Annotated in this window: 24 protein-coding genes, 1 tRNA gene and 1 pseudogene; 12 read left to right on the top strand and 14 right to left on the bottom strand. The window is 50.1% G+C overall.

All coding sequences use genetic code 11. The features are described 5' to 3' along the window. The coding region (locus Q397_RS24945; protein ID WP_420864617.1) for a DDE-type integrase/transposase/recombinase at positions 1-213 on the bottom strand (213 nt) is incomplete at its 3' end. Between the two features lie 3 nt (positions 214-216). Beyond that, positions 217-408 (bottom strand): annotated as a pseudogene (locus Q397_RS25555) (IS3 family transposase); the annotation flags it as partial. On the opposite strand from Q397_RS25555, the gene Q397_RS25480 reads away from it, so the two are divergent. Then, on the top strand, positions 329-958 hold the full coding sequence (locus tag Q397_RS25480) for a site-specific integrase (RefSeq protein ID WP_338056270.1): 630 nt from the start codon (positions 329-331) through the stop codon (positions 956-958). The pseudogene Q397_RS25555 and the gene Q397_RS25480 sit on opposite strands and share 80 nt — an antisense overlap. On the opposite strand, the gene Q397_RS0104305 is transcribed toward Q397_RS25480, so the two are convergent. The 3 genes from Q397_RS0104305 to Q397_RS0104295 all read right to left on the bottom strand — a co-directional run bounded on the left by Q397_RS0104305 (position 955) and on the right by Q397_RS0104295 (position 4,252). Further along, complete coding sequence (locus Q397_RS0104305) at positions 955-3,621, bottom strand: TrlF family AAA-like ATPase (RefSeq protein ID WP_028878359.1); 2,667 nt, start codon at positions 3,619-3,621, stop codon at positions 955-957. The two genes, Q397_RS25480 and Q397_RS0104305, sit on opposite strands and share 4 nt — an antisense overlap. Positions 3,622-3,698: 77 nt before the next feature. After that, positions 3,699-3,926, bottom strand: a complete 228-nt coding sequence (locus tag Q397_RS23860; RefSeq protein ID WP_028878358.1) for a hypothetical protein — start codon at positions 3,924-3,926, stop codon at positions 3,699-3,701. 252 nt (positions 3,927-4,178) lie between these two features. Continuing rightward, positions 4,179-4,252: transfer RNA gene (locus Q397_RS0104295), tRNA-Gly, on the bottom strand. A gap of 527 nt (positions 4,253-4,779) precedes the next feature. Between Q397_RS0104295 and Q397_RS0104285 the strand changes: the two genes are divergently transcribed. The 9 genes from Q397_RS0104285 to Q397_RS21045 all read left to right on the top strand — a co-directional run bounded on the left by Q397_RS0104285 (position 4,780) and on the right by Q397_RS21045 (position 11,348). Further along, the gene (locus Q397_RS0104285) at positions 4,780-5,085 is read left to right on the top strand and encodes a monooxygenase (RefSeq protein WP_028878357.1); all 306 of its coding nucleotides are present in this window, start codon (positions 4,780-4,782) and stop codon (positions 5,083-5,085) included. A 156-nt stretch (positions 5,086-5,241) separates the two neighbouring features. Then, a complete protein-coding gene (locus Q397_RS0104280; RefSeq protein ID WP_028878356.1) occupies positions 5,242-6,243 on the top strand; it encodes an ABC transporter substrate-binding protein in 1,002 nt (333 codons plus the stop codon). 33 nt (positions 6,244-6,276) lie between these two features. Beyond that, the gene (locus Q397_RS0104275) at positions 6,277-7,176 is read left to right on the top strand and encodes an ABC transporter permease (protein WP_028878355.1); all 900 of its coding nucleotides are present in this window, start codon (positions 6,277-6,279) and stop codon (positions 7,174-7,176) included. Then, positions 7,169-8,359 (top strand): quaternary amine ABC transporter ATP-binding protein, encoded by a 1,191-nt coding sequence (locus Q397_RS0104270; RefSeq protein WP_028878354.1) that lies wholly within the window; start codon positions 7,169-7,171, stop codon positions 8,357-8,359. Before Q397_RS0104275 ends, Q397_RS0104270 begins: the two co-directional genes overlap by 8 nt. Before the next feature lie 64 nt (positions 8,360-8,423). After that, positions 8,424-8,963, top strand: coding sequence for a shikimate kinase (locus Q397_RS0104265; RefSeq protein ID WP_028878353.1), 540 nt, complete (start codon positions 8,424-8,426; stop codon positions 8,961-8,963). 71 nt (positions 8,964-9,034) lie between these two features. After that, on the top strand, positions 9,035-9,535 hold the full coding sequence (locus Q397_RS0104260) for a hypothetical protein (RefSeq protein WP_028878352.1): 501 nt from the start codon (positions 9,035-9,037) through the stop codon (positions 9,533-9,535). A 2-nt stretch (positions 9,536-9,537) separates the two neighbouring features. After that, positions 9,538-10,404: a phytanoyl-CoA dioxygenase family protein gene (locus tag Q397_RS21050; protein WP_051609697.1), complete on the top strand. Its 867-nt coding sequence runs from the start codon at positions 9,538-9,540 to the stop codon at positions 10,402-10,404. Between the two features lie 97 nt (positions 10,405-10,501). Then, the gene (locus Q397_RS0104250; protein WP_028878351.1) at positions 10,502-10,966 is read left to right on the top strand and encodes an Hsp20 family protein; all 465 of its coding nucleotides are present in this window, start codon (positions 10,502-10,504) and stop codon (positions 10,964-10,966) included. A 148-nt stretch (positions 10,967-11,114) separates the two neighbouring features. Further along, positions 11,115-11,348 (top strand): hypothetical protein, encoded by a 234-nt coding sequence (locus Q397_RS21045; RefSeq protein ID WP_156950628.1) that lies wholly within the window; start codon positions 11,115-11,117, stop codon positions 11,346-11,348. Between the two features lie 2 nt (positions 11,349-11,350). Here the strand turns inward: Q397_RS21045 and Q397_RS0104240 are convergent, their stop codons facing one another. From Q397_RS0104240 to fdxA, 3 genes are all read right to left on the bottom strand, one after another. After that, on the bottom strand, positions 11,351-12,151 hold the full coding sequence (locus Q397_RS0104240; RefSeq protein WP_028878350.1) for a hypothetical protein: 801 nt from the start codon (positions 12,149-12,151) through the stop codon (positions 11,351-11,353). 108 nt (positions 12,152-12,259) lie between these two features. Beyond that, on the bottom strand, positions 12,260-12,766 hold the full coding sequence (locus Q397_RS0104235; RefSeq protein WP_028878349.1) for a CarD family transcriptional regulator: 507 nt from the start codon (positions 12,764-12,766) through the stop codon (positions 12,260-12,262). Positions 12,767-13,088: 322 nt separating this feature from the next. Continuing rightward, positions 13,089-13,424, bottom strand: a complete 336-nt coding sequence (gene fdxA, locus Q397_RS0104230) for a ferredoxin FdxA (RefSeq protein WP_028878348.1) — start codon at positions 13,422-13,424, stop codon at positions 13,089-13,091. Between the two features lie 265 nt (positions 13,425-13,689). Between fdxA and Q397_RS0104225 the strand changes: the two genes are divergently transcribed. After that, positions 13,690-14,289: a DUF938 domain-containing protein gene (locus tag Q397_RS0104225; protein WP_028878347.1), complete on the top strand. Its 600-nt coding sequence runs from the start codon at positions 13,690-13,692 to the stop codon at positions 14,287-14,289. 15 nt (positions 14,290-14,304) lie between these two features. Continuing rightward, a complete protein-coding gene (locus Q397_RS0104220; RefSeq protein WP_028878346.1) occupies positions 14,305-14,523 on the top strand; it encodes a hypothetical protein in 219 nt (72 codons plus the stop codon). Here the strand turns inward: Q397_RS0104220 and Q397_RS0104215 are convergent, their stop codons facing one another. From Q397_RS0104215 to Q397_RS0104190, 6 genes are all read right to left on the bottom strand, one after another. Continuing rightward, positions 14,524-14,904: an RNA-binding S4 domain-containing protein gene (locus tag Q397_RS0104215; RefSeq protein WP_038012830.1), complete on the bottom strand. Its 381-nt coding sequence runs from the start codon at positions 14,902-14,904 to the stop codon at positions 14,524-14,526. Next, complete coding sequence (locus tag Q397_RS21040; RefSeq protein ID WP_038012829.1) at positions 14,901-17,402, bottom strand: helicase-related protein; 2,502 nt, start codon at positions 17,400-17,402, stop codon at positions 14,901-14,903. The genes Q397_RS0104215 and Q397_RS21040 overlap by 4 nt, the downstream gene beginning before the upstream one ends. A 58-nt stretch (positions 17,403-17,460) precedes the next feature. Next, the gene (locus Q397_RS23855; RefSeq protein ID WP_028878344.1) at positions 17,461-18,261 is read right to left on the bottom strand and encodes an energy transducer TonB; all 801 of its coding nucleotides are present in this window, start codon (positions 18,259-18,261) and stop codon (positions 17,461-17,463) included. Then, a complete protein-coding gene (locus Q397_RS21030) occupies positions 18,248-20,314 on the bottom strand; it encodes a TonB-dependent receptor domain-containing protein (RefSeq protein ID WP_051609696.1) in 2,067 nt (688 codons plus the stop codon). Before Q397_RS21030 ends, Q397_RS23855 begins: the two co-directional genes overlap by 14 nt. Before the next feature lie 161 nt (positions 20,315-20,475). After that, on the bottom strand, positions 20,476-20,880 hold the full coding sequence (locus tag Q397_RS24935; protein ID WP_156950627.1) for a P-loop NTPase family protein: 405 nt from the start codon (positions 20,878-20,880) through the stop codon (positions 20,476-20,478). Between the two features lie 148 nt (positions 20,881-21,028). Beyond that, a complete protein-coding gene (locus tag Q397_RS0104190) occupies positions 21,029-21,802 on the bottom strand; it encodes a ferredoxin--NADP reductase (RefSeq protein ID WP_028878342.1) in 774 nt (257 codons plus the stop codon). Positions 21,803-21,817 lie beyond the last annotated feature (15 nt).

Genomic DNA, 21,817 nt, shown 5'->3' with positions numbered 1-21,817 from the left:
AACCACATCAATACCGCGATAGCGGATGCGCACATCAATGGCCGGACAAAAGCGTGTATAGGCATCGACAATCGTTAGAATACGTAAACGGCGACCATCAAATATTTGATCCGACACAAAATCCATTGCCCAGACATCGTTCGGCTTTTGCGGTGGCGATCGATCATCCCGCAGTTTCGCTGAAATCTTCCGTTTGGGAGATTTATTTCTCAAAACAAGGCCTTCTTCCTTGTAAAATCGATACACCCTTTTCGGATTGATCTGCCAGCCTTCTCGCTTCAAAAGCACATGGATGCGACGATAACCATATCGTGATGATCGTCTACAGGTGGTTGGGCCACAGAAGGTTCGGCATGAATTGAATGCATTCAGCGTGGTTCTACGCACGGCCAAGCTCGATTGGGACATACCGTTACGAGATATCCCTATAGATCACATTAGAAAGCCCAAGATACCACCCGGACGTGATAGTCGATTACGTGATGGTGAGTTTGAGAAACTGCGTGAGACGGCAATAAACGGTCTATCTCCGTTTATCTGGACAGTCATTGAGTTTGCTATTGAGACTGCTATGCGTCGGGGTGAGATCATGTCCATCGAATGGTCCCGGATACGCTGGCAGGACCGAATTGTTCATCTCCCAGATACCAAGAATGGATATTCTCGTGATGTGCCGTTATCAGCCCGTGCTGTGGAAATATTGTTAGAACAGCGTGAGCAACGATTGAAAAAGCCATTCCCGTATGGGGTAGGTGCTATTACTCATGCTTGGCTAAAAGTCGTTAATACTGCAAAGATTGACAATCTACGTTTTCATGACCTTCGCCACGAAGGTATCAGCCGCCTTTTTGAAAAGGGGTTGTCGGTGCCAGAAGTCGCATTGGTATCAGGCCATCGTGATTTTCGTATGCTGGCACGATATACACATATGAAAGCGGAGAATATTAAACTGAATTAGTTCCGATCTGATCTAATATTTGGTCCATTCCATAATTGATAGATTGACTTCCGTTTATCAAAGGCTTCAAAACCGCCTTCCATTATACTGACAATTTTATCTTGCATGTGCTTCGCATCAATACTGCCAATTTCTAAAGATAGTTCATCATTTTCATATTGACATGCAACGATCTGTTCCGCATCGCCGAGAACTGGGAAATTCGCATTATGAGTTGCGAAAATAAATTGTTGTTCTGGCTTCAATTGGCGGATTAATTTCACAACGTCTTCGTAAATGGTTTGGTTATCCAAGTCATCTTCTGGCTGGTCAATCAATAAAATGTCATTCTCACGCTTGCTCAATAAAAACAGGATCATTGCTGAAGCACGTTGTCCAAGAGAATGTTCCGAAAGCGGCTTTCCATGGAAATTCACGACAAAGCTGTTCGGCACTTGGAACGTCAACAGGTCTTCCAAATTCTCTAAAAAATAGGTGCGGAATTTATCACTGGATGCCCCTCCAATAATTCCACAAACCTTATCCAAATCTTTATACACAGCCCCAAAATCAGCATATTCACTTACAATGTTTTCATACGCGGCTACCCGAATGCCACTACCAGTGAAAACCTTTTTCAGCTTTTCAAGCATCGTATTTTTGCTTCCTTTAAAATCGGCTTCCACCTTCAACGCTTCTTGGCTATCGTTGATTTGTTGCAGGCTACATTGGATTTCTCGGAATTCTTCAAGCCACAAATTGTTCAATTCACTGAGTGACGTGAGGACGTCATTCTGTTTATCCTTTTCACTACTTGCCTGTTTGGTAGCCTCAGACAACTTCAGCAACGTTTGTTCTTTCTGACTGTTTAAAGCCAAAAATTGTTCCGGTTCAACCGTTGTAGCTCCCGCTTTCTCCAAGGCCGCTTGAATATTGCGTTTTGCTTCAGCGAATTCATCTTTCTTTGTTTGTCGTTCAGCGGTTAGTTCAGACTTTAATGCCTTTAGAACTTCATATTTTGTCGATAACTGTGCCGCGTTCTCGGATAGTTGGCTGACAACTTTCATTACTTCAGCAAATGCGGCATTATATTTCTTAAAGAAACCAGAGTTTACGTCTGATTTATATTCAGCTTCATCTTTGAATTCGGTAACAAACTCTTTGATAAATACCTTTAGCTTATCCTGAAATTTATATACATCTTGGTTGATGATGTCACAGTGACGGATGTCATTTTCAAAATCAGTCTGTTGCTTGAGCTTCTCAGCAACACCGTGTTCGTCAAATATTTTAAGTTGGTGGTCAATATCTTTCAGTTTTGATTCGAATTCAGAGACCTTTTCAGCTTCTTGACTCAGTTGATCTAACTGTTGAAGTTCAGACATAAGCTTTCTGCTTGCAACCGACATCTTCTCACGGACATCAAGTAATTTATCACCAGCAAGTTTTTCCACTAAATCTTGTCCAAAGGTTTCCCCACTTGCCGACAAATCTTTTTGCCCAAAATACAATGGAGATTTCAGGACAGTTTCATTGATTGAGATGCCTGACAATATAGCACCATTCTGATACACGTCAGGTGCTTCCTTCAAGATACGTCTAATTTCATATTCTTGACCATGACGGTCAATGACCTCGACCACAACCCTGCCACCGCTCTGAAGAAGGTGGTCTACAAGGTTTTCCTTGTAATTTTTATCTTGTGGTTGCATACCAAACGCAATATCCAAAGCATATCGGATCACCTCAAGAATGGAAGACTTTCCGCTACCTCTGATCCCAATCAGGCAGTTTAGGCCATGCGAAAATTCTATCCGCTGTTTATCAAGTAACCCGCCTTCAAACCTAATTGCAGTAATTCTTGAATGACTAGCGTTTTCCAAAGTGGAGGACGCACGGTTGGCATGATCTTGCAGTGCAAATTTGACAGCTTCAAAATTTGGGGCACCAATTTTAGTGTAAGATACGTTTCCCTTTCCGATTTGTTCAATTGCTTTTGGGTCACTGCCCTCTACCTCAGCCGGATAAGAAACACCCCACCATTCTTGAACAGTTTTTCTACATTTTGTGTTTGGCTTATCGATTGTCCTAACCTTCTGAAAGCCTAAACAATATCTATTCACTACTGGGTCAGCACCCAATTCTATCATTCGTCCACCACCCATTTCAGCCCATAGGCCACTCCGATCTTCAACATGGGCAAAGATCAAGAAAAAGTCTTTATTGTGACTTTCTAATTTTTTGATTGTTTCCATCAAATCGTCATTGGAGCGTGCATTTTCTTGCTCGTATTGATCTGGTCTTTTACCTGCAAATGTGGTGCTTAAAAAAGAATTGATATTATCGTTCCCGTTCGCAATCCACTCATCGGAGAAAATTACAAGAGTATGGATGCCGTTTGCACCGTCTTTAACCGACAATTCAACACCCGGCATAAGAAATATACCTTCTTTTCTAGCCTTTTTTCTCAGAGCTTTGAATTCGTTTACATCAAACTTATTGTGATTAGTGATTGCTCCAACGCGAATTCCCGCTGTTTTCAATCCATCAACATATAAGCTAGCAAATTCATTTCCTTCACCGTGATATATGAATTCTTTGTCAGCGTTCGTGTGCAGGTGAAAGTCACCCCTGACCCAATTACTACCGTTGCTGAAAACATTCTTTTGCCAATCCGCACACATATATTTTCTTCCGCCTCTCAATACATCCTTAAGACGAAAAATATGTGGGATTTAATGGTTGTGGTAAATATCGTTTACTAAACCACCTGTAGACGATCATCACGATACCGTGCAAATACACCTGTGGTCAAACGATCTAACGTCAACTGTGATATCGGCTGTTTCAGGATATAATTCATACGCGACGTTTCTTGGCGGACACGCTTCTTGGTAGGTGTGACCGTATCACGGTATCGGGTAATCAGTTCAGCCAGCGTGATCAACATTAACGATGAAACGTCGTCCGGGTTCTGGGCAATGTCCATTTCATATTCAATCTTCCGTGCGCATGCCGTAGCAGCACCTTTGGTCGAGAATGTTCTTGATATGGATTTTCGACCTTTTCGACGGATTTGGACCTGCCATTTTCCCCTTAATTTACGGATAGTTGCCACGTAAAAAATTATCCTCACTGTGATCAAATTGTGATCAAAGCGGTGATTGGGGTATGGTTTGGGGACCGGCTATAGTGCCTGCCGTCGTCCTGTAACCGTTGGTATCATTGATGTATGGGAGTTTGGAGCGGGCGAAGGGAATCGAACCCTCGTATGCAGCTTGGGAAGCTGCCGTTCTACCATTGAACTACGCCCGCTTTAAGCGCTTGATTTTAAATAATAAATCAGCACGAAATAAAAGTTTGTAGGTTTCTTGTAGGTCGGTGCTTTTGAGCAAGTCCCGCTAAGAAGCTTACAGACGGTTTTCTACCACACTCTAGATTTTTGGCAAGATGAAAGTTGCCTGGACAACCTTTGAATCAATAATTATAACTTCATCCGCTCTAGCTGGTTCTTTTGTTGTATTTTTATGAACACTTTGAATTCCTCACTGCTTATCGCTTCGATGATCTTGCGCACATTGTGTCTTGTCCATCTTTGTCCCCTAACTGTTAAATAAAATTACTTATTTAAGCTCTGGACCTATTAATTTTCTAGCGTCATCCGGCTATTGTGATTCATTTAGCTCAAAGCTCATTGATTAAACAAGACTTGAAGAAAAATAATGCGAGCCACAAGGTTTACAAATTAATCTCATCACACACTATCGCTGTATTTCCTACTACGGTGCAACGGCGATTTTCGCGCGTGATGGGTGGGACTTTTTATATTAAGGAACACACTTATGCCAAAACTTCTTCAAGTCGACTTCCCCTTCTCCGGCCCCTTTGGGGAAGAGATGACAGCCCAATTGCAAGGCCTCGCCCAATCCATCAACGACGAACCGGGCTTTCTTTGGAAAATCTGGACAGAAAATCAGGACGCACAGGAAGCTGGCGGCATCTACCTCTTTCAAGATGAAGCCTCAGCCCAAGCCTATCTGGATATGCACACCGCGCGGCTCAATGCTATGGGCATCACAGGGGTGCGCGGACGTATCTTCGATATCAACACAGACCTCAGTGCGCTCAACAAAGCCCCACAAGTTTAATCACAAAGCCATCACCTTTTCTTGATCTCCTTTATCTTGACCTCTGTGCCGCAGGTGATTAGGCTAAGTTCCAACAGACTTACAGATTGTAAGTCTGTTTTTTTATGCCCAATTCAAATAAACGCCTTCAGCAAAGCCATCAAGGGAGAGATTAGGATGAAACGATTACTCGGGCTCGCAACCGCCGCCTTTATGGGCGTCAGTGCACAGGCACAAGCCGCCGATTGCGGCAAAGTCACCATCGCAGACATGAACTGGGCTTCAGCTAGCCTGATCGCCAATGTCGATAAATTCATCCTTACCCACGGTTTTGGCTGTGAGGCCGAACTCATCAGCGGTGACACCATGCCCACCGGCACCTCCATGGTGGAAAAGGGCGAGCCGGACATTGCGCCAGAATTCTGGATCAGCAACTTTAAAGCTGCCCTTACCAAAGGCGTGGAAGAAAAGCGCCTGCGTATCGCGGGGGACGTCTTTAGCGATGGCGGCGAAGAAGGCTATTGGGTACCTGCCTATATGGTGAAAAAAGACCCGAGCCTTGCCACCCTTGACGGTGTAAAAGCAAACGCCAACCTCTTCACCCACCCGGAAGATCCTGAAAAATCGGCCTTTGTGTCTTGCCCGGCCGGTTGGGGCTGCCAGCTTGCCAACACTCACCTTTTTAAAGCCCTTAACCTTGCTGAAGCAGGCTTCGTTGAAGTTGACCCCGGCTCCGGTGCGGGTCTTGCCGGATCGATTGCCAAAGCTTACGAGCGTGGCGAGCCATGGTTTGGGTACTATTGGGCACCCACCCCTGTTTTAGGGAAATATAAAATGGTGAAAGTCGATTTCGGCAGCGGGATTGATAAAGACCACTTCGACACCTGCCTGACCCAGCCGGAATGTGAAAACCCGCGCCCGTCCATGTTCCCGCCATCGCCTGTAAAGACCCTCACCACCGAAGCCTTCGCCCAAAAAGCGCCAGCGGCGTACGCCTACCTCAGCACCCGCGGCTATAAAAACGATCAACTCAATACGCTGTTAGCCTGGATTGAAGTCGAACAAGCTGACGGTGATATTGCCATGGAACATTTCTTGAAAAACTATGAGTCCACTTGGACGACTTGGGTTTCCAAAGATGTTGCCGAGAAAGTTAAAAAAGCCCTCAACGACCTTTAACAAAAACCAAAACGCAAACAAGGTAAGGACAGCATGGCTGAACACTCTTGGCTGACGGACTTCCCCGCCATGGATCGCAGCGATCTGGTTGCGATCCGCAAAACACTGGACGGGGCCTATCGCAACTTCTCCCGCGAATATGGCGATATGATCGAAGGCTTTTTCGATCCCCTGCTGTCCTTCCTCATCTGGTTTGAAAAACTGCTGCTTGCCAGCCCGTGGTGGGCGGTCTTGCTGGTCATCACCGCTTTAGTATATCTCGCCACAAGATCGGCCCTCATGTCCGGCGCAACCGTTATCGCCTTTCTGTTGATCGGCTATTTCGGCATGTGGGACAACACCATGCGGACCATGAGCATTATTCTGGTTTGTACCCTCGTCTCCATCGGGGTCGGCATCCCCATTGGCATTGCCATGGCACGATCAGACCGGGTACAGGCGATCATGACGCCGATATTAGATATCATGCAGACCATGCCCGCTTTTGTGTACCTGATCCCCGTTGTGATGTTGCTGGGCATCGGCAAAATCCCCGGCGTCATTGCGGTTGTCATCTACGCCATCCCGCCGGTTATTCGCCTAACCAACCTCGGCATTCGACTGGTAGATAAGGAGGTTATGGAGGCCGCGACCGCTTACGGGGCCAGTGCTTTTCAGCGGCTCTATCAAGTGCAATTGCCCCTAGCCCTCCCCACCATCATGGCAGGGATCAACCAAACCATCATGATGTCACTGGCGATGGTGGTCATTGCCTCCATGATCGGGGTGAAGGGGTTGGGACAACCGGTCTTAAAATCCATCACCAACCAGTATTTCACCATGGGGTTGCTCAATGGTCTGGCGATTGTGGTGCTTGCCATCATCTTTGATCGGGTCTCCCAAGCCTATGCCAAACGCACACAAAAACATCTAGGGGACAACAGCCATGTCTGATCCGGTCATTGAAATTTCCGGCCTGTATAAAGTCTTTGGCAACACCCCAAAGGCCGTCATGCCCCAAGTCCATGCAGGCAAAACCAAAGACGACCTGCTGGCAGAAACGGGCCATACCCTTGGCCTGAAAGATATCAACCTGACCATTGAGCGCGGGGAAGTCTTTGTCATTATGGGCCTGTCCGGGTCTGGCAAGTCCACCTTGATCCGCCATTTCAACCGTCTGATCGATCCGACGGAAGGCTCCATTCAGGTGGAAGGCGTGGACATTATGGACCTGCCGCAAAAACAGCTGGAACAGTTTCGCCGCCACAAAATGTCCATGGTGTTTCAACGTTTCGGGCTGATGCCTCATCGCAGCGTCCTTGAAAATGTCGCCTATGGCCTACGGGTGCAAAAAGTCGATAAAGCCACCCGCCAGCAAAAAGCCAAAGACTGGCTCGCAACCGTGGGACTGTCGGGATATGAGGACCAGTATCCCAGCCAACTTTCCGGCGGGCAACAACAACGGGTCGGCCTTGCCCGCGCCCTGTGCACCGATGCCGAAATTCTGTTGATGGACGAAGCCTTTTCCGCCCTTGATCCCCTCATCCGGTCTGAAATGCAGGACCAGTTGATCGAACTGCAAGAAAAACTTCACAAGACCATCATCTTCATCACCCACGATCTGGATGAAGCCCTGCGCTTGGGCGACCGGATCGCGATCTTAAAAGATGGAGAATTGGTCCAGCAAGGCACCCCCGCCGAGATTTTGCTGAACCCCGCAACGCCCTATGTGGAAGCCTTCGTTAAAGACGTCAATCGCGCACGCGCCTTGACCGTGGAAACGGTGATGAAGCCCGCTTCTTGCCGTATTTCCGCGGAAACCATAGGCGAAGCTTTGGCGCAAATGAAGCGCTGTAATGGGGCCTTTGGCTATGCGGTCAATAAAAACGGCTATCAAGGTGTCTTGCTTAAGGAAACGCTGGAAGATGCCGCCAAAGACAAGCCGGAAGGCGCACTAAACGCCGATATCTATGAAGATGTCAGCGCCCTGTCGCCCGACAGCGTCCTTGAAACCGTCATCCCCGACACCATCGAAACCGACTTCCCCCTGCCCGTCGTCACCAAAGACGGGGACTTACAGGGCCAGTTGTCGCGCGCGTCTGTCGCAGAAGTCCTCGGAAATCCGGTAAAAAATTAACTTGTCCTCTATTTCATAATCTCGTAAGCCTGTGGCAACGGGAGTTCTACAAGGGTTTGGCAGGATGAATATTGCATTGATCGGCATGCGCGGCGCGGGGAAATCGAAAGTTTCACGCCGTCTTTCTTTAGCGATGAAACGGGATGTGCTGTCCTGTGATTTATTGATCGAATATGACAATGGTGGCAAATCCATTGCCGAGATTATCGCAGAACATAAGGGCGATTGGCGCGCCTTTCGCGATATGGAATATGCGACCCTGCAAAAAATTTGCGCCCTTGACGGCAACATCATCGATTGCGGCGGCGGTATTGTGGTCGATGTGGATGAAAACGGTCAGGAAATTTATTCGGAACGTAAAATCAACCTGCTGCGCCAATCCGGTCGCATTGTGTGGTTAAAAGGCGATATCGCGCGCTTAGCCGCCAAGGTCAAAGGTGATGCGAAACGCCCCAGCCTGTCAGAAACAAAATCTGCCGAAGACGTCATGCGCCGTCGCCTGCCGTTTTACGAAAAAGCTGCTGACATCGTGATTGATATCGAAGGCAAGTCACGCAGAATGGTTGCGGAAATAGTGCAGGAGAAAGTGGCGAAATATCTTTAAAGATATCCGTACCGCCGTCTCCTTCAATCCTGTAAACTGACTTCTCTCGCGTTTTGGCACATAGGTTCGTCATGAAGAAAATGTCTCTCCTCTCGCTCGGCTTACTCTTGGCTTTAACGGCCTGTGAGGAACCCGCGCCTGCGGGCTGGAATGCCAATATTGACGTAAACTGCAAACCACAAGACCCGTTTGACAAAACCTTTGCCGCCCTGTCGCCCAAAAAATTCTGGCGCGAACAGGAATATGACCTCGGCACCCTGAAAGCCGCGGGCGAAAAAAATCTGGAAATGAGCCAATCGGTACTGGACACCAGCCGCGCGCAAAAAGGCGACTATTTCCAACGCGCCGACCAGGCCGCCAATGAGCTGGGCTTGCGGGGCAAAGAAAAACGCGACCATGTGAAAAAGAACATGGATCGTTTTGAGGCCGAAGTCAAAGCCATCGAAGACCGTTTGGAAAAACAGAAAATCGCCAACGACTGGGTGCGCAAATGTGAACAAGCCGTGGTGCGCGAACTACGCAGCCTTGGCCTGTCCCCCGTCCCCTATGATCCTGAAAAACGCCCGATGTAATCATGAGCCTCACATCCGAACGCCTGCTTGACCTTTCTTATTGGAAAGGGCTTAACCCGCACCTGCATGTTTCAGAGACACCTGCTTTCACAGCCCCGCTCGACCTACAAGAGCGACTGGATCAAATCTCAGACACACTGCATCATGATGGGTATCTGCATCAAGCCCCCGTCTTTGCCCCTGAACAGATCAAGGCTCTACGGACAGGCATTGAAACGCTGGTTGCCCACGGCTGGCCCGCCGCCTTTATCTATGTCTATGACGAAACATGGGATTTGTTTCATCAACTTGATGGCTTTTTATCGCACTTTTTGGGCGATGACTTTGGCTTGCTCCCGCATTTTTGGGCATGGCACATTGACACGGACCCAAAGGGCGGCACGTCCGGTTGGCCCCCGCACGTGGATTATCCGGGGGAATGTGCGTTCTTTGATGATTTCCTCGTCAGCCTGTCTTTGTGGATCCCCCTCAGTGACGCCACACCGGAAAATGGCTGCATGAATATTCTGCCTCTGTCACGCCAGAAAGACTATGCGGAGAAAATCACCGACCCCAGCCAAATTCACCTGCAAGACGTGCGCTGCCTGCCCGCCAAAGCCGGATCTGTGCTGGGCTGGCGACAGGATTTGTGGCACTGGTCGGGGCGCAGCTCCAAATACGCGGCAGAACCCCGTATCTCCCTGTCTCTAGAATTTCAAAACCGCGCGTTTGAACCCCTGTGTCCACCGCTGTATGACCTGACAGAACCACCGCGCCCACTGGAGCGCCTGCGCCTGATCTGTGGACAATTCGGCAAATACGACCATATGGAACGGGTTTCGCCGGAACTGGAAGCCATCGGTAAAGAAATCGGTGTGACACAGACTTGACTCTTTGCCCGGAACTGACGACATTAGGAGAGCTTGCGGTGCCTGAGACAGGGCCGCAGGATTGATATATATCTCGCTTTATCTAAAGGAGACACCTATGCCTCGACTGTCCGTCTTTAACAGTCCGTTACTTCTGGGGTTTGACCACTTCGAACAAGTGCTGGATCGCGTTGCCAAATCCAGTGCGGAAGGCTATCCCCCGTATAATATCGAACAAACATCCTCCAACAGCCTGCGCATCACCCTTGCCGTTGCCGGTTTCTCCATGGAAGACCTGTCGGTCACCATCGAAGATAACCAGTTGATGGTGCGTGGACGCAACAAACAAGACGATAGCGACCGGATTTTCATCCATCGCGGGATTGCGGCCCGCCAATTCCAACGCAGCTTTGTGCTCGCTGAAGGGGTTGAGGTGAAAGCTGCCCGCCTTGAAAAAGGCCTGCTGCACGTAGACTTGGAACTGCCGATCCCGGAAACCCAAGTGCGTACGATTCCCATTGAGGATATGGAAAAAGTCAACGTCCCGGCAAATACCAAAACCATTGATCTCAAAGCCGAATAAATCGTTTTAAAACATCTTATCACGTAATTGTGAGTGAATATTTATCCCTATCATTCAATTTTAGGGTATAATTATTCCTGTGTCCGCAAACAAAATGTCCTGACAGAACGTCAGGACAGGACAAAGGCTGATAAGAATGGAGGCCATCATGACCAACTACATCTTTACAGAAGAGCACGCGCTGATTTCCTACACACGCGAAGAAGCGTTTAAAGCCTTCAACCACGAACGCCTTGCCTACGTCGTCGCAGAAACCGTAGAAGGCGCACCGGGTTTTTCCATCTACAGCGGCGTTGGGGAACATCTAGGCCACCTAGACACCCGTGACATCGCCTTTGCCACGGCCTTACAGTACGACATGCACGCCCTCAGCGTCCATTAAGCCTATACTTCAATCCGGTGTGAGAGCGTGCCGTCGGCTTCAAAGCAGGCCGCAACCAGTTTGCCACCAAAGCCGCAACCGCCATCCAGACAGAGTTGATGATCGGCCATATGCACCCCTTGTTGGCGGTGATCATAGCCCCGTACGGTACGATCAAAACCACCATAAGGATGATCAAGATCGCGAAATTCCTGCGTGCCCCACCAAAAGGCATCGCTTTGGGCATCCAGTGGCATATCTAAAACCACATTGGCGTTGACGAACAACAGTTTTTTATCTGTGGTGTAGGCTGCACGTTTCAGGGCATCCATATATTGTTCATGCCCATCCTGTTTATGCATCTCGGCTTTCAGGCGGTTCATCCATGACGAAATACCGCTCAGGCCTTGACTGGCAGCGCGGATCCCTTCTTCACAGGATGTGCCATAGGCGCGCAAGGTGCTTTCTACCCCATGGCTTGCCATCCATTCCAAAACCTCGACTGGTTCTTTCGCAAACGGGATGTGGCGCAGTTTATAGAGCATTTCTTCCTGACAGCCACGCAGGAACACCACATCATTGATGTCTGCCCCATCCTGCAAAATGACCAGACGGCGAAAACTCAAAACCTCGTTGATACAGCCCCCAACGTTGGGACCACGCCCCATGATATTGCCGAGATAGATCAGACCATCGCCGGGGATAAAGTGATTGGCGAGTTCCCCATGCAACGCGCGCAAGTGATCAAGTTCACCATGAATACTGGCAACCGCCCAGATTCGTTTTTTATCTTCAAATTCTGCAAATTTAGTGTCTTTCGACATCCGCGCGTTTCCTCTGTGGGGGGAACAAAATAAAAGGCCGACAAAATAAAAGGCAGGAGAACCTTTTGATCCATCCTGCCTTTTACAAATACGTCTTGCAAGAAAAGCTTAAGCCGCTTTTTCTTTCTGAAGCACGTCTTCCAGTTTTTCAGTTGCGGCTTCTTTGTCGATATTCTCAACAGCTGCAACTTCATGGGCCAGACGTTCCAGCGCCGCTTCATAGATTTGGCGCTCAGAGAAAGACTGGTCCGGTTGACCGACATTGCGATACAAATCGCGGACAACCTCAGCAATCTGAACCGGATCACCGGAGTTGATCTTTGCTTCATATTCCTGTGCGCGGCGGCTCCACATGGTGCGTTTTACTTTTGCTTTGCCTTTCAGGGTCGTCATGGCAGATTCCATCACTTTCCCTGTGCTCAGCTTACGCAGGCCAGCCGCTTTGATTTTCCCAACGGGGACACGCAGCGTCATACGCTCATGTTCGAATGTAATCACAAACAATTGCAACTCATGACCACCGATTTCCTGCGTCTCGACACCTACAACGCGGCCAACGCCATGAGTCGGATAGACAACGAAATCACCTGAATCGAACGGAAGGTTTTGAGCCATTTTTTCTCTCTCACTCTTCTTTATATAAACGCGCATGGGCAAATTTCGGCGACAAAAAAACCGTCTGCCGGGTAAGCAGAAGGGCTGAAATATAACAATGAGCGTTTATCTACGGTTAGTTGATCCCTCAAGAGTATCATAAGTTTGACAGGTATAATCTACTCTGAACGATCAAAACCGGCCCCGAATGGAACCGGCTCTTACCCAATTATATAACATAACTTGGCCCAAAAAAACAGACCTAAGTTACAAAAACATGACAGAAACCTGCTTCCCCTTATCAGGAAAGCAGGTTCCATGTCTGTAATCAGATCTCGAAAGCTTAGTCGCCAGCGCCCGGCTTTTCGCTCAGGTCGGCTTCTTTACCGGCTTTACCGTTCTGGTCGTCAGCGCCGTCCATCGGCTCTTTCTTACCCGTAATGTTCGGCCAGACTTCAGAATATTTCTGGTTAATTTCCAACCACTTCTCGATACCATCTTCGGTATCCGGCAGGATCGCCTCAGCAGGACATTCCGGCTCACAGACGCCGCAATCAATACATTCATCCGGGTTAATAACCAGGAAGTTTTCACCTTCATAGAAACAATCGACCGGGCAAACCTCGACACAATCGGTGTATTTACACTTAATACAGTTTTCCACGACTACGTAAGTCATCAGAATCTCCGTTTTCTCGACTACCTTCGCTTGAATGGCCGAATCGGTCACCATAAAAGGCGAATCGTTTACTCATTTACTGGATTGGAAAAACCAGACCGTTTTCCCATGTGGGTTTGAGGTAGCACAAACTTATAAGTACAGCAACCATATCAATCTTGTGGTTATTCACAAATTTTTACTGCTAATGCATCTTAGAAATAATACAAAACTTGCGTAGAATGAAAAATCGTCCTATCCTCTTAAAAAATAAGGATTATATCTAATGGACAAGCGCTTATACTACCCCGCAACCGAACGCAATCGACATGCCATCCTAGAAGTGTTGCAAAGTTTTTTTCCAAAGACGGGCACCTGTCTGGAAATTGCCAGCGGCAGTGGGGAGCATCTCACCCACTTTGCGCAGAATCTAACGGGCGTTACCTTTCAACCGAGCGACCTTGAAGCTGACTGCCTAGACAGTATTCAGGCCTGGGCTGATCATCTGGGGTTAAGCAATGTTCGCCCGCCCCGACGACTGGATACCACGCAGGCAGATTGGGACATGGCGAAACAAGATGTGATCCTGTGTATCAATATGATCCATATCAGCCCGTGGGAAGCCACCCTTGGCCTGATGCAAAAAGCCGGCGACCTGCTAAACCAAGGCGGCTTTCTATACCTTTACGGTCCCTATCGCCGGTTCGGAGCCCACACCGCCCCATCCAATGAGAGTTTTGATGCCTTTTTAAAAGAAAAAGATCCCCGCTTTGGTGTACGCGATCTAGAAGAAGTCGAAGCCCTCGCGGCTGGGAACGGGCTGACGCTCACGCAATTGGTCGAGATGCCCGCCAATAATTTTTCCGTGGTTTTTCAACGCAATTAAAGATATACCGAAGCCATGAAGAAACGGCCTGAATTTAAAGCAGACTTATTTGTCTTTGCGCTTATTCTTTTCTTGCTCGGTATTGCTTTTTCTATGTTCGTCATCGAAAAAGACCCCGACGCACGTCTGGGTCTCTTCGGGATCAGCATCTGGATTTTGGTCATTGTCGCCGCCCTCTTCTGGCGCAAGAAAAGCGCCCCAGATGAAGACGACGACCACAGCCCTCACCGCTAATTATCCCGCATCATCCAGCCATTGATCCATCTGGCGGCGTTCACGCTTGGTGGGACGACCTGAGCCCGGTTCACGTTCCGCAACAACCGGATCTTTCGGTGTCCTCGGCTTGAGCTGTGGCGGGTCGAGGTCTTCGTAAAGCGTGCGCGCTTCCGGGGCCGGGCCACGACGTTCCCCCATCGCGAGGACTTTGATCAAGCGAATATGCGGCCCCAACGGAAAAGTGAGCACATCGTCGGGCTTTACATTCACATGGGCTTTTGAAATCGCAGACCCGTTGAGGCGCAATTTACCCGATTGCACAAATTTGGCGGCCAAGGTGCGACTTTTAAAGAAACGGGCGTGCCACAACCATTTATCAATGCGTAACGTCTCTGTCATTTGTTCCAATTCTTCAGCTCTGCAAAGGGCGAGTCTGCATCAAGCTGCACTTTGCGTTTTGGGGCAGGTTTTGCCTTCTTTTTCATATGGGCTTTTTTACGCGAAACGAAAAGGCCTTGCTCTTTCTTTTCCACAAAATAGCCCAGTCGTTTCAAGACCTCGCCCATCTGCTCATGACTGCATCCGGCAAGAGACACAAAATCACCATCGATTGGACAGGCTTTCTTTTTCGTGCGCTCCCACGCGAGTTCTGCGATCCGTTCAATCATGTCATGACGCAAGCACAGACTGTCAAAGCGACGATAGCCGATTGTTTCATAAAAACTGTGAGGCATGCCACGTTCATAGGAAAAAGACATCACGCCACTGCTGGGGAAAGCGGGCGTTATCTCCGGCTTATGGAAGATCACCCACAAATCCGCGCGCAATTTCACCGCCCCTGCTTTCAACAGCTTCGGACAAAACAGGCTGTGGCGCCCGATAACCAGACCGCATTTTCGCAAAGCCTTACGATCTTTCTGGGGCAAGTCTGCCAACAGGCCCGCCACCTCTTTGCGCGCCAATGATCCCAGATTTTCCTGCATTTGAAAGGCGATCCCGCGCGCGGCTGCCCCCACATCGGCTTTTTGCAGTTTAAACAACGCAGCCAACGTGCCTTTAATGGTATCATCCAGCCAGCGCTGCAAGCGCGCCTTTACCCGCACGCGCAAGGGCTCATCAATCAAATCGAAGCTCAAGGTTTCCAGACGGGGATGCAGGATATCATTGCCGCTAAACAGGCGCGCACAGGGATGACTACGCCATAGGATAAAGCCGTCATCGCGCAGACTAAACGCGTCATCGCCTTCTTCCTCAAACAAGACAATGCGGCGATCCATTTCTTGACGCAGCGCTTTCAGGGCCGCTGTATTCACCGCCCGTTTGGCATGGGGGTTATCGGTTTCGTCTGCTGCGAAATGGAACCCTTCCAAGCGTCCAACAAAATGCCCTTCCACCAACACATCACCGGATTTCGTCACCGCTGCCAGCAAGTCTTCACGGTCTTTCAGCTTCTTCATCAAGGTGGAGGTACGGCGATCCACAAAGCGTTTGGTCAATTGTTCGTGTAGCGCATCGGATATTTTATCTTCAATGCCGCGGGTGACGTCCTGCCAATGGCGGGGATCATGCAACCATTGCCCGCGTTGGGAAATATAAGTCCAGGTGCGGATATTTGACAAACGCTGGGTCAGGGTATCAATATCCCCGTCCGTGCGATCCAGTCGCTGTACATGACCTGCCACCCAATCGGTCGGCAGTATATTTTTGTGGGTGCACAGGTGGGTGTAAATCTGGCCCAGCAAGCGCGGATGGCTATCGGACATGGTCTTGGCAAAATCGGGGATTTGGCACACATCCCACAACAGCTTGACCCGTTTCGCATGGTTCGCGTGCCCCATCACATCCGGGTTTTTCGCCAGAAACTCCAAGGTGATCTCATCTTCCGGGATGCGCGGGCGCACAAGGCTGCGGGTCTGCGGGTTGGCGCGCAAATCCATCAGCAGGGTTTCCACACTGGTAAACCGGATGCGGGAGTTTCGCCAGTAGACCTGCTCGATACTTTCAAACTCATGGGCTTCCAGACGGTCCACCAATTCCGGGTCCATATCCGGGCAATCGCCTGTCACGCCAAAGGTACCATCACGCATGTAGCGTCCGGCACGGCCTGCAATTTGCGCAGTTTCTGAGGGGGTGAGGCCGCGCATATGGCGACCATCAAATTTTGTCAGCGCCGCAAAGGCAACATGGTCCACATCCATGTTCAACCCCATCCCGATGGCATCTGTCGCGACAATATAATCCACCTCGCCAGCCTGATAGAGTTCCACCTGCGCGTTGCGGGTACGCGGGCTAAGCGCGCCTAACACCACAGCCGCCCCGCCCTTTTGTCGCCGGATCAGTTCCGCAATCGCATAAACTTCTGAAGCCGAAAAGGCGACGATGGCGGATCGATTGGGCAAGCGGGTGATCTTTTTGGAGCCTATATAGCTGAGGTTGGAAAAGCGCGGGCGTTCCTCAAACTCGACCTCGTCCGTCAATAACTCACGGATCAAGCGGGCAATGGTACGCGAGCCCATAAACATGGTTTCTGAACGACCGCGTGCATTTAATAATCGATCGGTGAAAATATGCCCGCGGTCCGGGTCGGCACAGAGCTGGATTTCATCAATCGCCAAAAATTCCACATTGCGTTCCAGCGGCATCGATTCCACGGTGCAGAGAAAATAACGCGCGTGCGGCGGGATGATCTTTTCTTCCCCCGTAATCAGCGCGACCTGATCCGGCCCCTTGATCTGGACCACCCGGTCATAGTTTTCCCGCGCAAGCAATCGTAACGGAAAGCCGATCATGCCAGTGGCATGGGCCATCATACGTTCAAGCGCAAGATAGGTTTTACCTGTATTGGTGGGACCGAGGACAGCCGTAACGCGGGCACGCGAGGAAGTATTTATCTGCATAATGCGCGAGACAATGGACCAGTTTTTTTATCAGGGCAAGCATCCTGTGTCGCGCTTGTCATTTAAGGCGGAAGCGGACTGGGACGATGACCTCTCCCGCATGGACAACACCATTTCTTTTGGCAGGGAGAAAGCGCCAGGTGCGCACCGCCTTGACCGCCGCTTCATCCAATTGCCGATGGCCGCAGCTGGTTGCAATTTTTATATCCTGCACCCCACCTTCAGCACTCACCCAAACGCGCAAATGAACGACGCCTTCCAGCCTGCGTTTGCGCGCGGATTTGGGATAAGTGGGGGGTGGATTGCGCAAATATGCCGGATAACTTGGTTTGACCCAGCCCCGCGGCGACTCCGCTTTTGCCTGCTGATGTGCGTGTAAAGAGGCCTTGCGCCCTTGAACAGAGGCAGTCTGTATCGGCTGCGGAGCAAGCGTTTTTTGCGGAGCAAGCGTTTTTTGCGGTGGCGTGGGCTTTGCCTCAGGGGCGAGCATTTTTATGCGGGCCCGGGGTAAAACCATATCCGCATCGTCTTTAACAGGTAAGGGCGGTTCTTCGACATCGCTCGTCTCTTCAGGCTGCGCAACCTCTTCCTCAATTTCAGGCACGGGGGCTGGAGGCGCGACGGCTTGTTCCACGACCGCTGGCGGCACGACGGTTTCCACGTAAATGGCGATTTCATCAGCCGCAACCGCTTCGCGCATCTCCAGCCCTTGGCCTTTTAGCCCGATCAGACAAGCGGCACCGATCACCCCATGCAGCACGACAGCACCGAAACCATAGCCGAGGCGTTGGGACAGGGGGAGATCCGCAGATATCCCCCTCCACCCAAGTTCACCCTCTTCTGGATCAGAAATCAGCATTGATCCGCACGAAGAAGGAACGGCCCGGCTCATTCACCTGTGTGACATCCGCATCAAAGCTGCTGGCGCGGTTCAGGTGATTGGCGTAGGTTTTGTCAAACAGGTTGGTCACGCCAATGGCGATATCCACCGGTTCAAACGCCCAGACCTTGCCGTACAGGTCAAAGACCGCATAGCCGCCGGTTTCCCCCACATCTAGGCCGCTGTTGTTGTTAGCTTCGATATCCGCACGGGTTTGACGCGCTGCCCCACGGACCTGCAAACCTGCCATCCAGTCAGTGGCGTTATATTCAACAGACGTACCAAATTCCATTGGTGCAATTTGCGCCAGGGGACGATTGTCATTGTCATTTTCCCCATAGGTATAGGCTGCATTCATCGCTAAGGACAATCGTTCTGTCAGATCAAACCCGGCTGCCAGTTCCATCCCCATCAGGGTCGCATCCACGTTACGATAGATATTGGCTTCGTCCGTGCGCAAGACCCCATCTTGTCCACGCGCACGGTCGCGCAGGATGTAGTCCGATACTTTGTTGTAATAGGCCGAACCGGACAGGTTCCAACGCTCCATATTCAGGGTACTGCCGACCTCAAACTGATGGTGCTGTTCAGGGTCAATATTTGGATTACCGATCCAACGCATACTCTCCGTCGCATGATCGCCCGCCATGGCACGTTCTGTTTCATCCGCTGTGCGCACGACGCGTGACAGGTTAGCATTGAGAGCCCAGTTTTTATTGACCTGATGATCAAAACGGATCAAGCCGCCGATATTATGTTCATCCTGATCGTCCCAGCGGGTGCCATAATAGAGCTGATACATATCGCTTGCAGACCGGTTGGTTCGGGATGAGACCAGATCCGCTTTGCCTGCATGGGCATGGATGTAATCATAACGCAAGCCCACCTTGACCTTGGACGATGGGCTCAGGCTATAGTCCTTCTCTCCAAACAGGCCAATCTGACTGGTCTTCATGCCGGGCCACATGTAGGCATGTTCGTTGCCGGAGGCGTAGATATTGTTTTGCGCCCCCATATAACGCAGCGCATCCTTGCTGCTAAAGCGCATGTCCGCCCCCAGCAGCAGCCCGTCATTTTCCAGCGTGGCTTTTGCGCCAACGTTTTGTGTTTCCGATTCGGTCAACATCCCCGTACCGACACGGTCACGCAAACTGAAGTTATCCATAATGTGCTCAACCTGACTGATGTAGGCTGAGGCCTTGAACATGTTAAACGCCCCTAAATCGATCTGTTGATCCAGTTTACCGCGTAGGGCAAACAAATCAGATTTTGGTGCATCCATACCCGCACCGGCAAACAGCGCATCGCTGGTACTGTCGATCTGTGCACCGACGCTTAGGCTGGTGGTATCGGTTGGGTTAAAGCCCACATCAACGCGCCCGCCATGGTTTTTAAATCCGGCGCGCACGTCTTGGCCGTTGCCATCTTCATAGGAGCGCGCCTTCTTCATCTCGATATTGGCGCGCACGTAGCCGCCATTTTCAAAGCCAACGGCACCTTTGACATACGCGTTACGGGCATCACCATTGCTGTCGTAGCCTCCCCCTGTGGAGACTTTGGTCGTGCGGCCTTCTTCAAAGACCGGGGCATTACGCCGGGTCATGACCGTACCGCCACACCCGCCTGCGCCATGCTCCACCGAGCTATAACCTTTCTCCACGATCAGCTCGTCATTCCCTTCCAAGGACAGGAAAGAGGACGGCGGGTCCATACGGTTGGGACAGCCGCCCTGAACGATCACGCCATCATCGATAATGTTGATCTGACTTTGCTTTTGCCCGCGAATGAAAGGGTCGATCCCATGGCTGCCCATACGACTGCCACTCACACCCGGCAGCGAGCGCAGCAGGTCACCGCCATCTTTGACCGGCAGATGAATATCTTCTTCAAAATCCAGAACGAGGCGTTCCGGCGTTTCAAAGCGGCCTTCGCTGACCACTTCAGGCAGGACAACGGTATCGTTTGCAGAGGCGGAGGCATAAGGCAAGAGCGCGCACAGGGCCGCGCCCCATAACAGCTGGTTACGTTTCATGATATAAACTCGAAAGAATGGAAAACTTTGGCTAAAAAGCACAAAGAAAGAGGAACGCACGCAGACGCTGCACCCCTCTTTCTTTTGTGCAATCTCAAAGATGAAAGCGCCTTAAAGAGGTGGCAATTACTAAGGTTCTCCCACCCTTGAGGGGGAAAAGCTTAAGCGTATGGGGGCGCGCGGGGAGCAGAGGGCCGTGCAGCGATTGAGCTGATAAAATGGCCTCGGTCCATTCCTTCTATGGACTGGGGGAGTCCGGCAAGAGGATGACGTTTAACGACTTCGGGAAGGAGGTCGTAATCCGTTTTTACATCTACATGACACAGCACACACCAATCACAGACAAAACCGTCTGTATGGCTTGGCTGGTTGGAATCGGTCTCGGATGTGTCCACAAGCACGCGGCAAATACTGGCGCGCAAGGCATCTTCAAACTCGCTATTAAGCGATCGTTCGCTAGCAAGAACAACAATGGGCGTCAGCAATTGAAACAGAAACGCGATCAACAGCACAGCCGATATATCGGCGCGCCCCGCTTTCATAAACTGTTTCAGCTTGTGACCCATAAAGACACATTCCAGTAGGTGTAAGGTTTGTGGATTATATATCCTACTTTTCTAAAAACGCCAAACAAAAACACCCTGACCGGATCAGTCAGGGTGTTGAAAAGCCTTACAAAACCAACCTTACGGCTGGGGTATTCGTCGGATCAGGTTAGCGTTCAACGAACGCGCGTTCGATCACATAATCCGCTGCATGGCCGGTGTGGTCAGATGCTTTAAAGCCCAGATCATCAAGGATTTTACACGTATCTTCGTTCATCACTTGGCTCCCACAAATCATGGCGCGATCAGTTTCCGGGTTCAGTTGCGGCAGACCTAGATCCTGACACAGCTTGCCATTTTCGATCAGATGCGTGATGCGGCCCTGATTTTCAAACGGCTCCCGCGTGACCGTTGGATAATAGACCAGTTTCTCCGAAATCAACTCGCCGAGATATTCGTGGTTCGGCAATTCGTTTTTGATGTAATCATGATAGGCCAATTCACTGACATAACGCACACCATGGCACAGGATCACTTTGTCGAAACGCTCGTATGTTTCAAAATCACGGATGATGCTCATGAATGGCGCAAGGCCAGTACCTGTCGCAAAGAGAAAGAGGTTTTTCGCAGGCGTCAAATCGTCCACGACCAACGTGCCGACCGGCTTTTTGCTGACCAGCAGCTTGTCGCCAACCTTAAGGTGCTGCAAGCGCGATGTCAGCGGACCGTTCGGGACTTTAATGCTCAAAAATTCGAGCTGTTCGTCATAGTTGGGGCTGGCAATACTGTAGGCGCGCATCAAAGGCTTACCTTCAACTTCCAGACCGATCATGACAAAATGACCATTGTGAAAACGCAACGCATCCGAACGCGTCGTTTTAAAGCTGAACAACGTATCATTCCAGTGTTTTACTTCTAATACGTCTTCCTGAAAAAATGCCATAACTCTCTCTTATCG

This window comes from Terasakiella pusilla DSM 6293, from assembly GCF_000688235.1.
GTDB lineage: Bacteria > Pseudomonadota > Alphaproteobacteria > Rhodospirillales > Terasakiellaceae > Terasakiella > Terasakiella pusilla.
Note: the sequence above shows the minus strand (reverse complement) of the source record. Positions and strands in the feature narration are given on the sequence as shown.

Coding starts and splice junctions, on each gene's coding strand:
- Q397_RS0104305 (WP_028878359.1), bottom strand. CDS start 3,621: ATGTGTGCGGATTGGCAAAAGAATGTTTTCAGCAACGGTAGTAATTGG.
- Q397_RS0104235 (WP_028878349.1), bottom strand. CDS start 12,766: ATGGCTCAAAACCTTCCGTTCGATTCAGGTGATTTCGTTGTCTATCCG.
- Q397_RS0104240 (WP_028878350.1), bottom strand. CDS start 12,151: ATGTCGAAAGACACTAAATTTGCAGAATTTGAAGATAAAAAACGAATC.
- Q397_RS0104265 (WP_028878353.1), top strand. CDS start 8,424: ATGAATATTGCATTGATCGGCATGCGCGGCGCGGGGAAATCGAAAGTT.
- Q397_RS0104250 (WP_028878351.1), top strand. CDS start 10,502: ATGCCTCGACTGTCCGTCTTTAACAGTCCGTTACTTCTGGGGTTTGAC.
- Q397_RS0104225 (WP_028878347.1), top strand. CDS start 13,690: ATGGACAAGCGCTTATACTACCCCGCAACCGAACGCAATCGACATGCC.
- Q397_RS0104280 (WP_028878356.1), top strand. CDS start 5,242: ATGAAACGATTACTCGGGCTCGCAACCGCCGCCTTTATGGGCGTCAGT.
- Q397_RS21030 (WP_051609696.1), bottom strand. CDS start 20,314: ATGAAACGTAACCAGCTGTTATGGGGCGCGGCCCTGTGCGCGCTCTTG.
- Q397_RS0104285 (WP_028878357.1), top strand. CDS start 4,780: ATGCCAAAACTTCTTCAAGTCGACTTCCCCTTCTCCGGCCCCTTTGGG.
- Q397_RS0104190 (WP_028878342.1), bottom strand. CDS start 21,802: ATGGCATTTTTTCAGGAAGACGTATTAGAAGTAAAACACTGGAATGAT.
- Q397_RS24935 (WP_156950627.1), bottom strand. CDS start 20,880: ATGGGTCACAAGCTGAAACAGTTTATGAAAGCGGGGCGCGCCGATATA.
- Q397_RS0104260 (WP_028878352.1), top strand. CDS start 9,035: ATGAAGAAAATGTCTCTCCTCTCGCTCGGCTTACTCTTGGCTTTAACG.
- Q397_RS0104275 (WP_028878355.1), top strand. CDS start 6,277: ATGGCTGAACACTCTTGGCTGACGGACTTCCCCGCCATGGATCGCAGC.
- Q397_RS0104220 (WP_028878346.1), top strand. CDS start 14,305: ATGAAGAAACGGCCTGAATTTAAAGCAGACTTATTTGTCTTTGCGCTT.
- Q397_RS23860 (WP_028878358.1), bottom strand. CDS start 3,926: ATGGACATTGCCCAGAACCCGGACGACGTTTCATCGTTAATGTTGATC.
- Q397_RS23855 (WP_028878344.1), bottom strand. CDS start 18,261: ATGCTGATTTCTGATCCAGAAGAGGGTGAACTTGGGTGGAGGGGGATA.
- Q397_RS0104215 (WP_038012830.1), bottom strand. CDS start 14,904: ATGACAGAGACGTTACGCATTGATAAATGGTTGTGGCACGCCCGTTTC.
- fdxA (WP_028878348.1), bottom strand. CDS start 13,424: ATGACTTACGTAGTCGTGGAAAACTGTATTAAGTGTAAATACACCGAT.
- Q397_RS0104270 (WP_028878354.1), top strand. CDS start 7,169: ATGTCTGATCCGGTCATTGAAATTTCCGGCCTGTATAAAGTCTTTGGC.
- Q397_RS21050 (WP_051609697.1), top strand. CDS start 9,538: ATGAGCCTCACATCCGAACGCCTGCTTGACCTTTCTTATTGGAAAGGG.
- Q397_RS21045 (WP_156950628.1), top strand. CDS start 11,115: ATGACCAACTACATCTTTACAGAAGAGCACGCGCTGATTTCCTACACA.
- Q397_RS21040 (WP_038012829.1), bottom strand. CDS start 17,402: ATGCAGATAAATACTTCCTCGCGTGCCCGCGTTACGGCTGTCCTCGGT.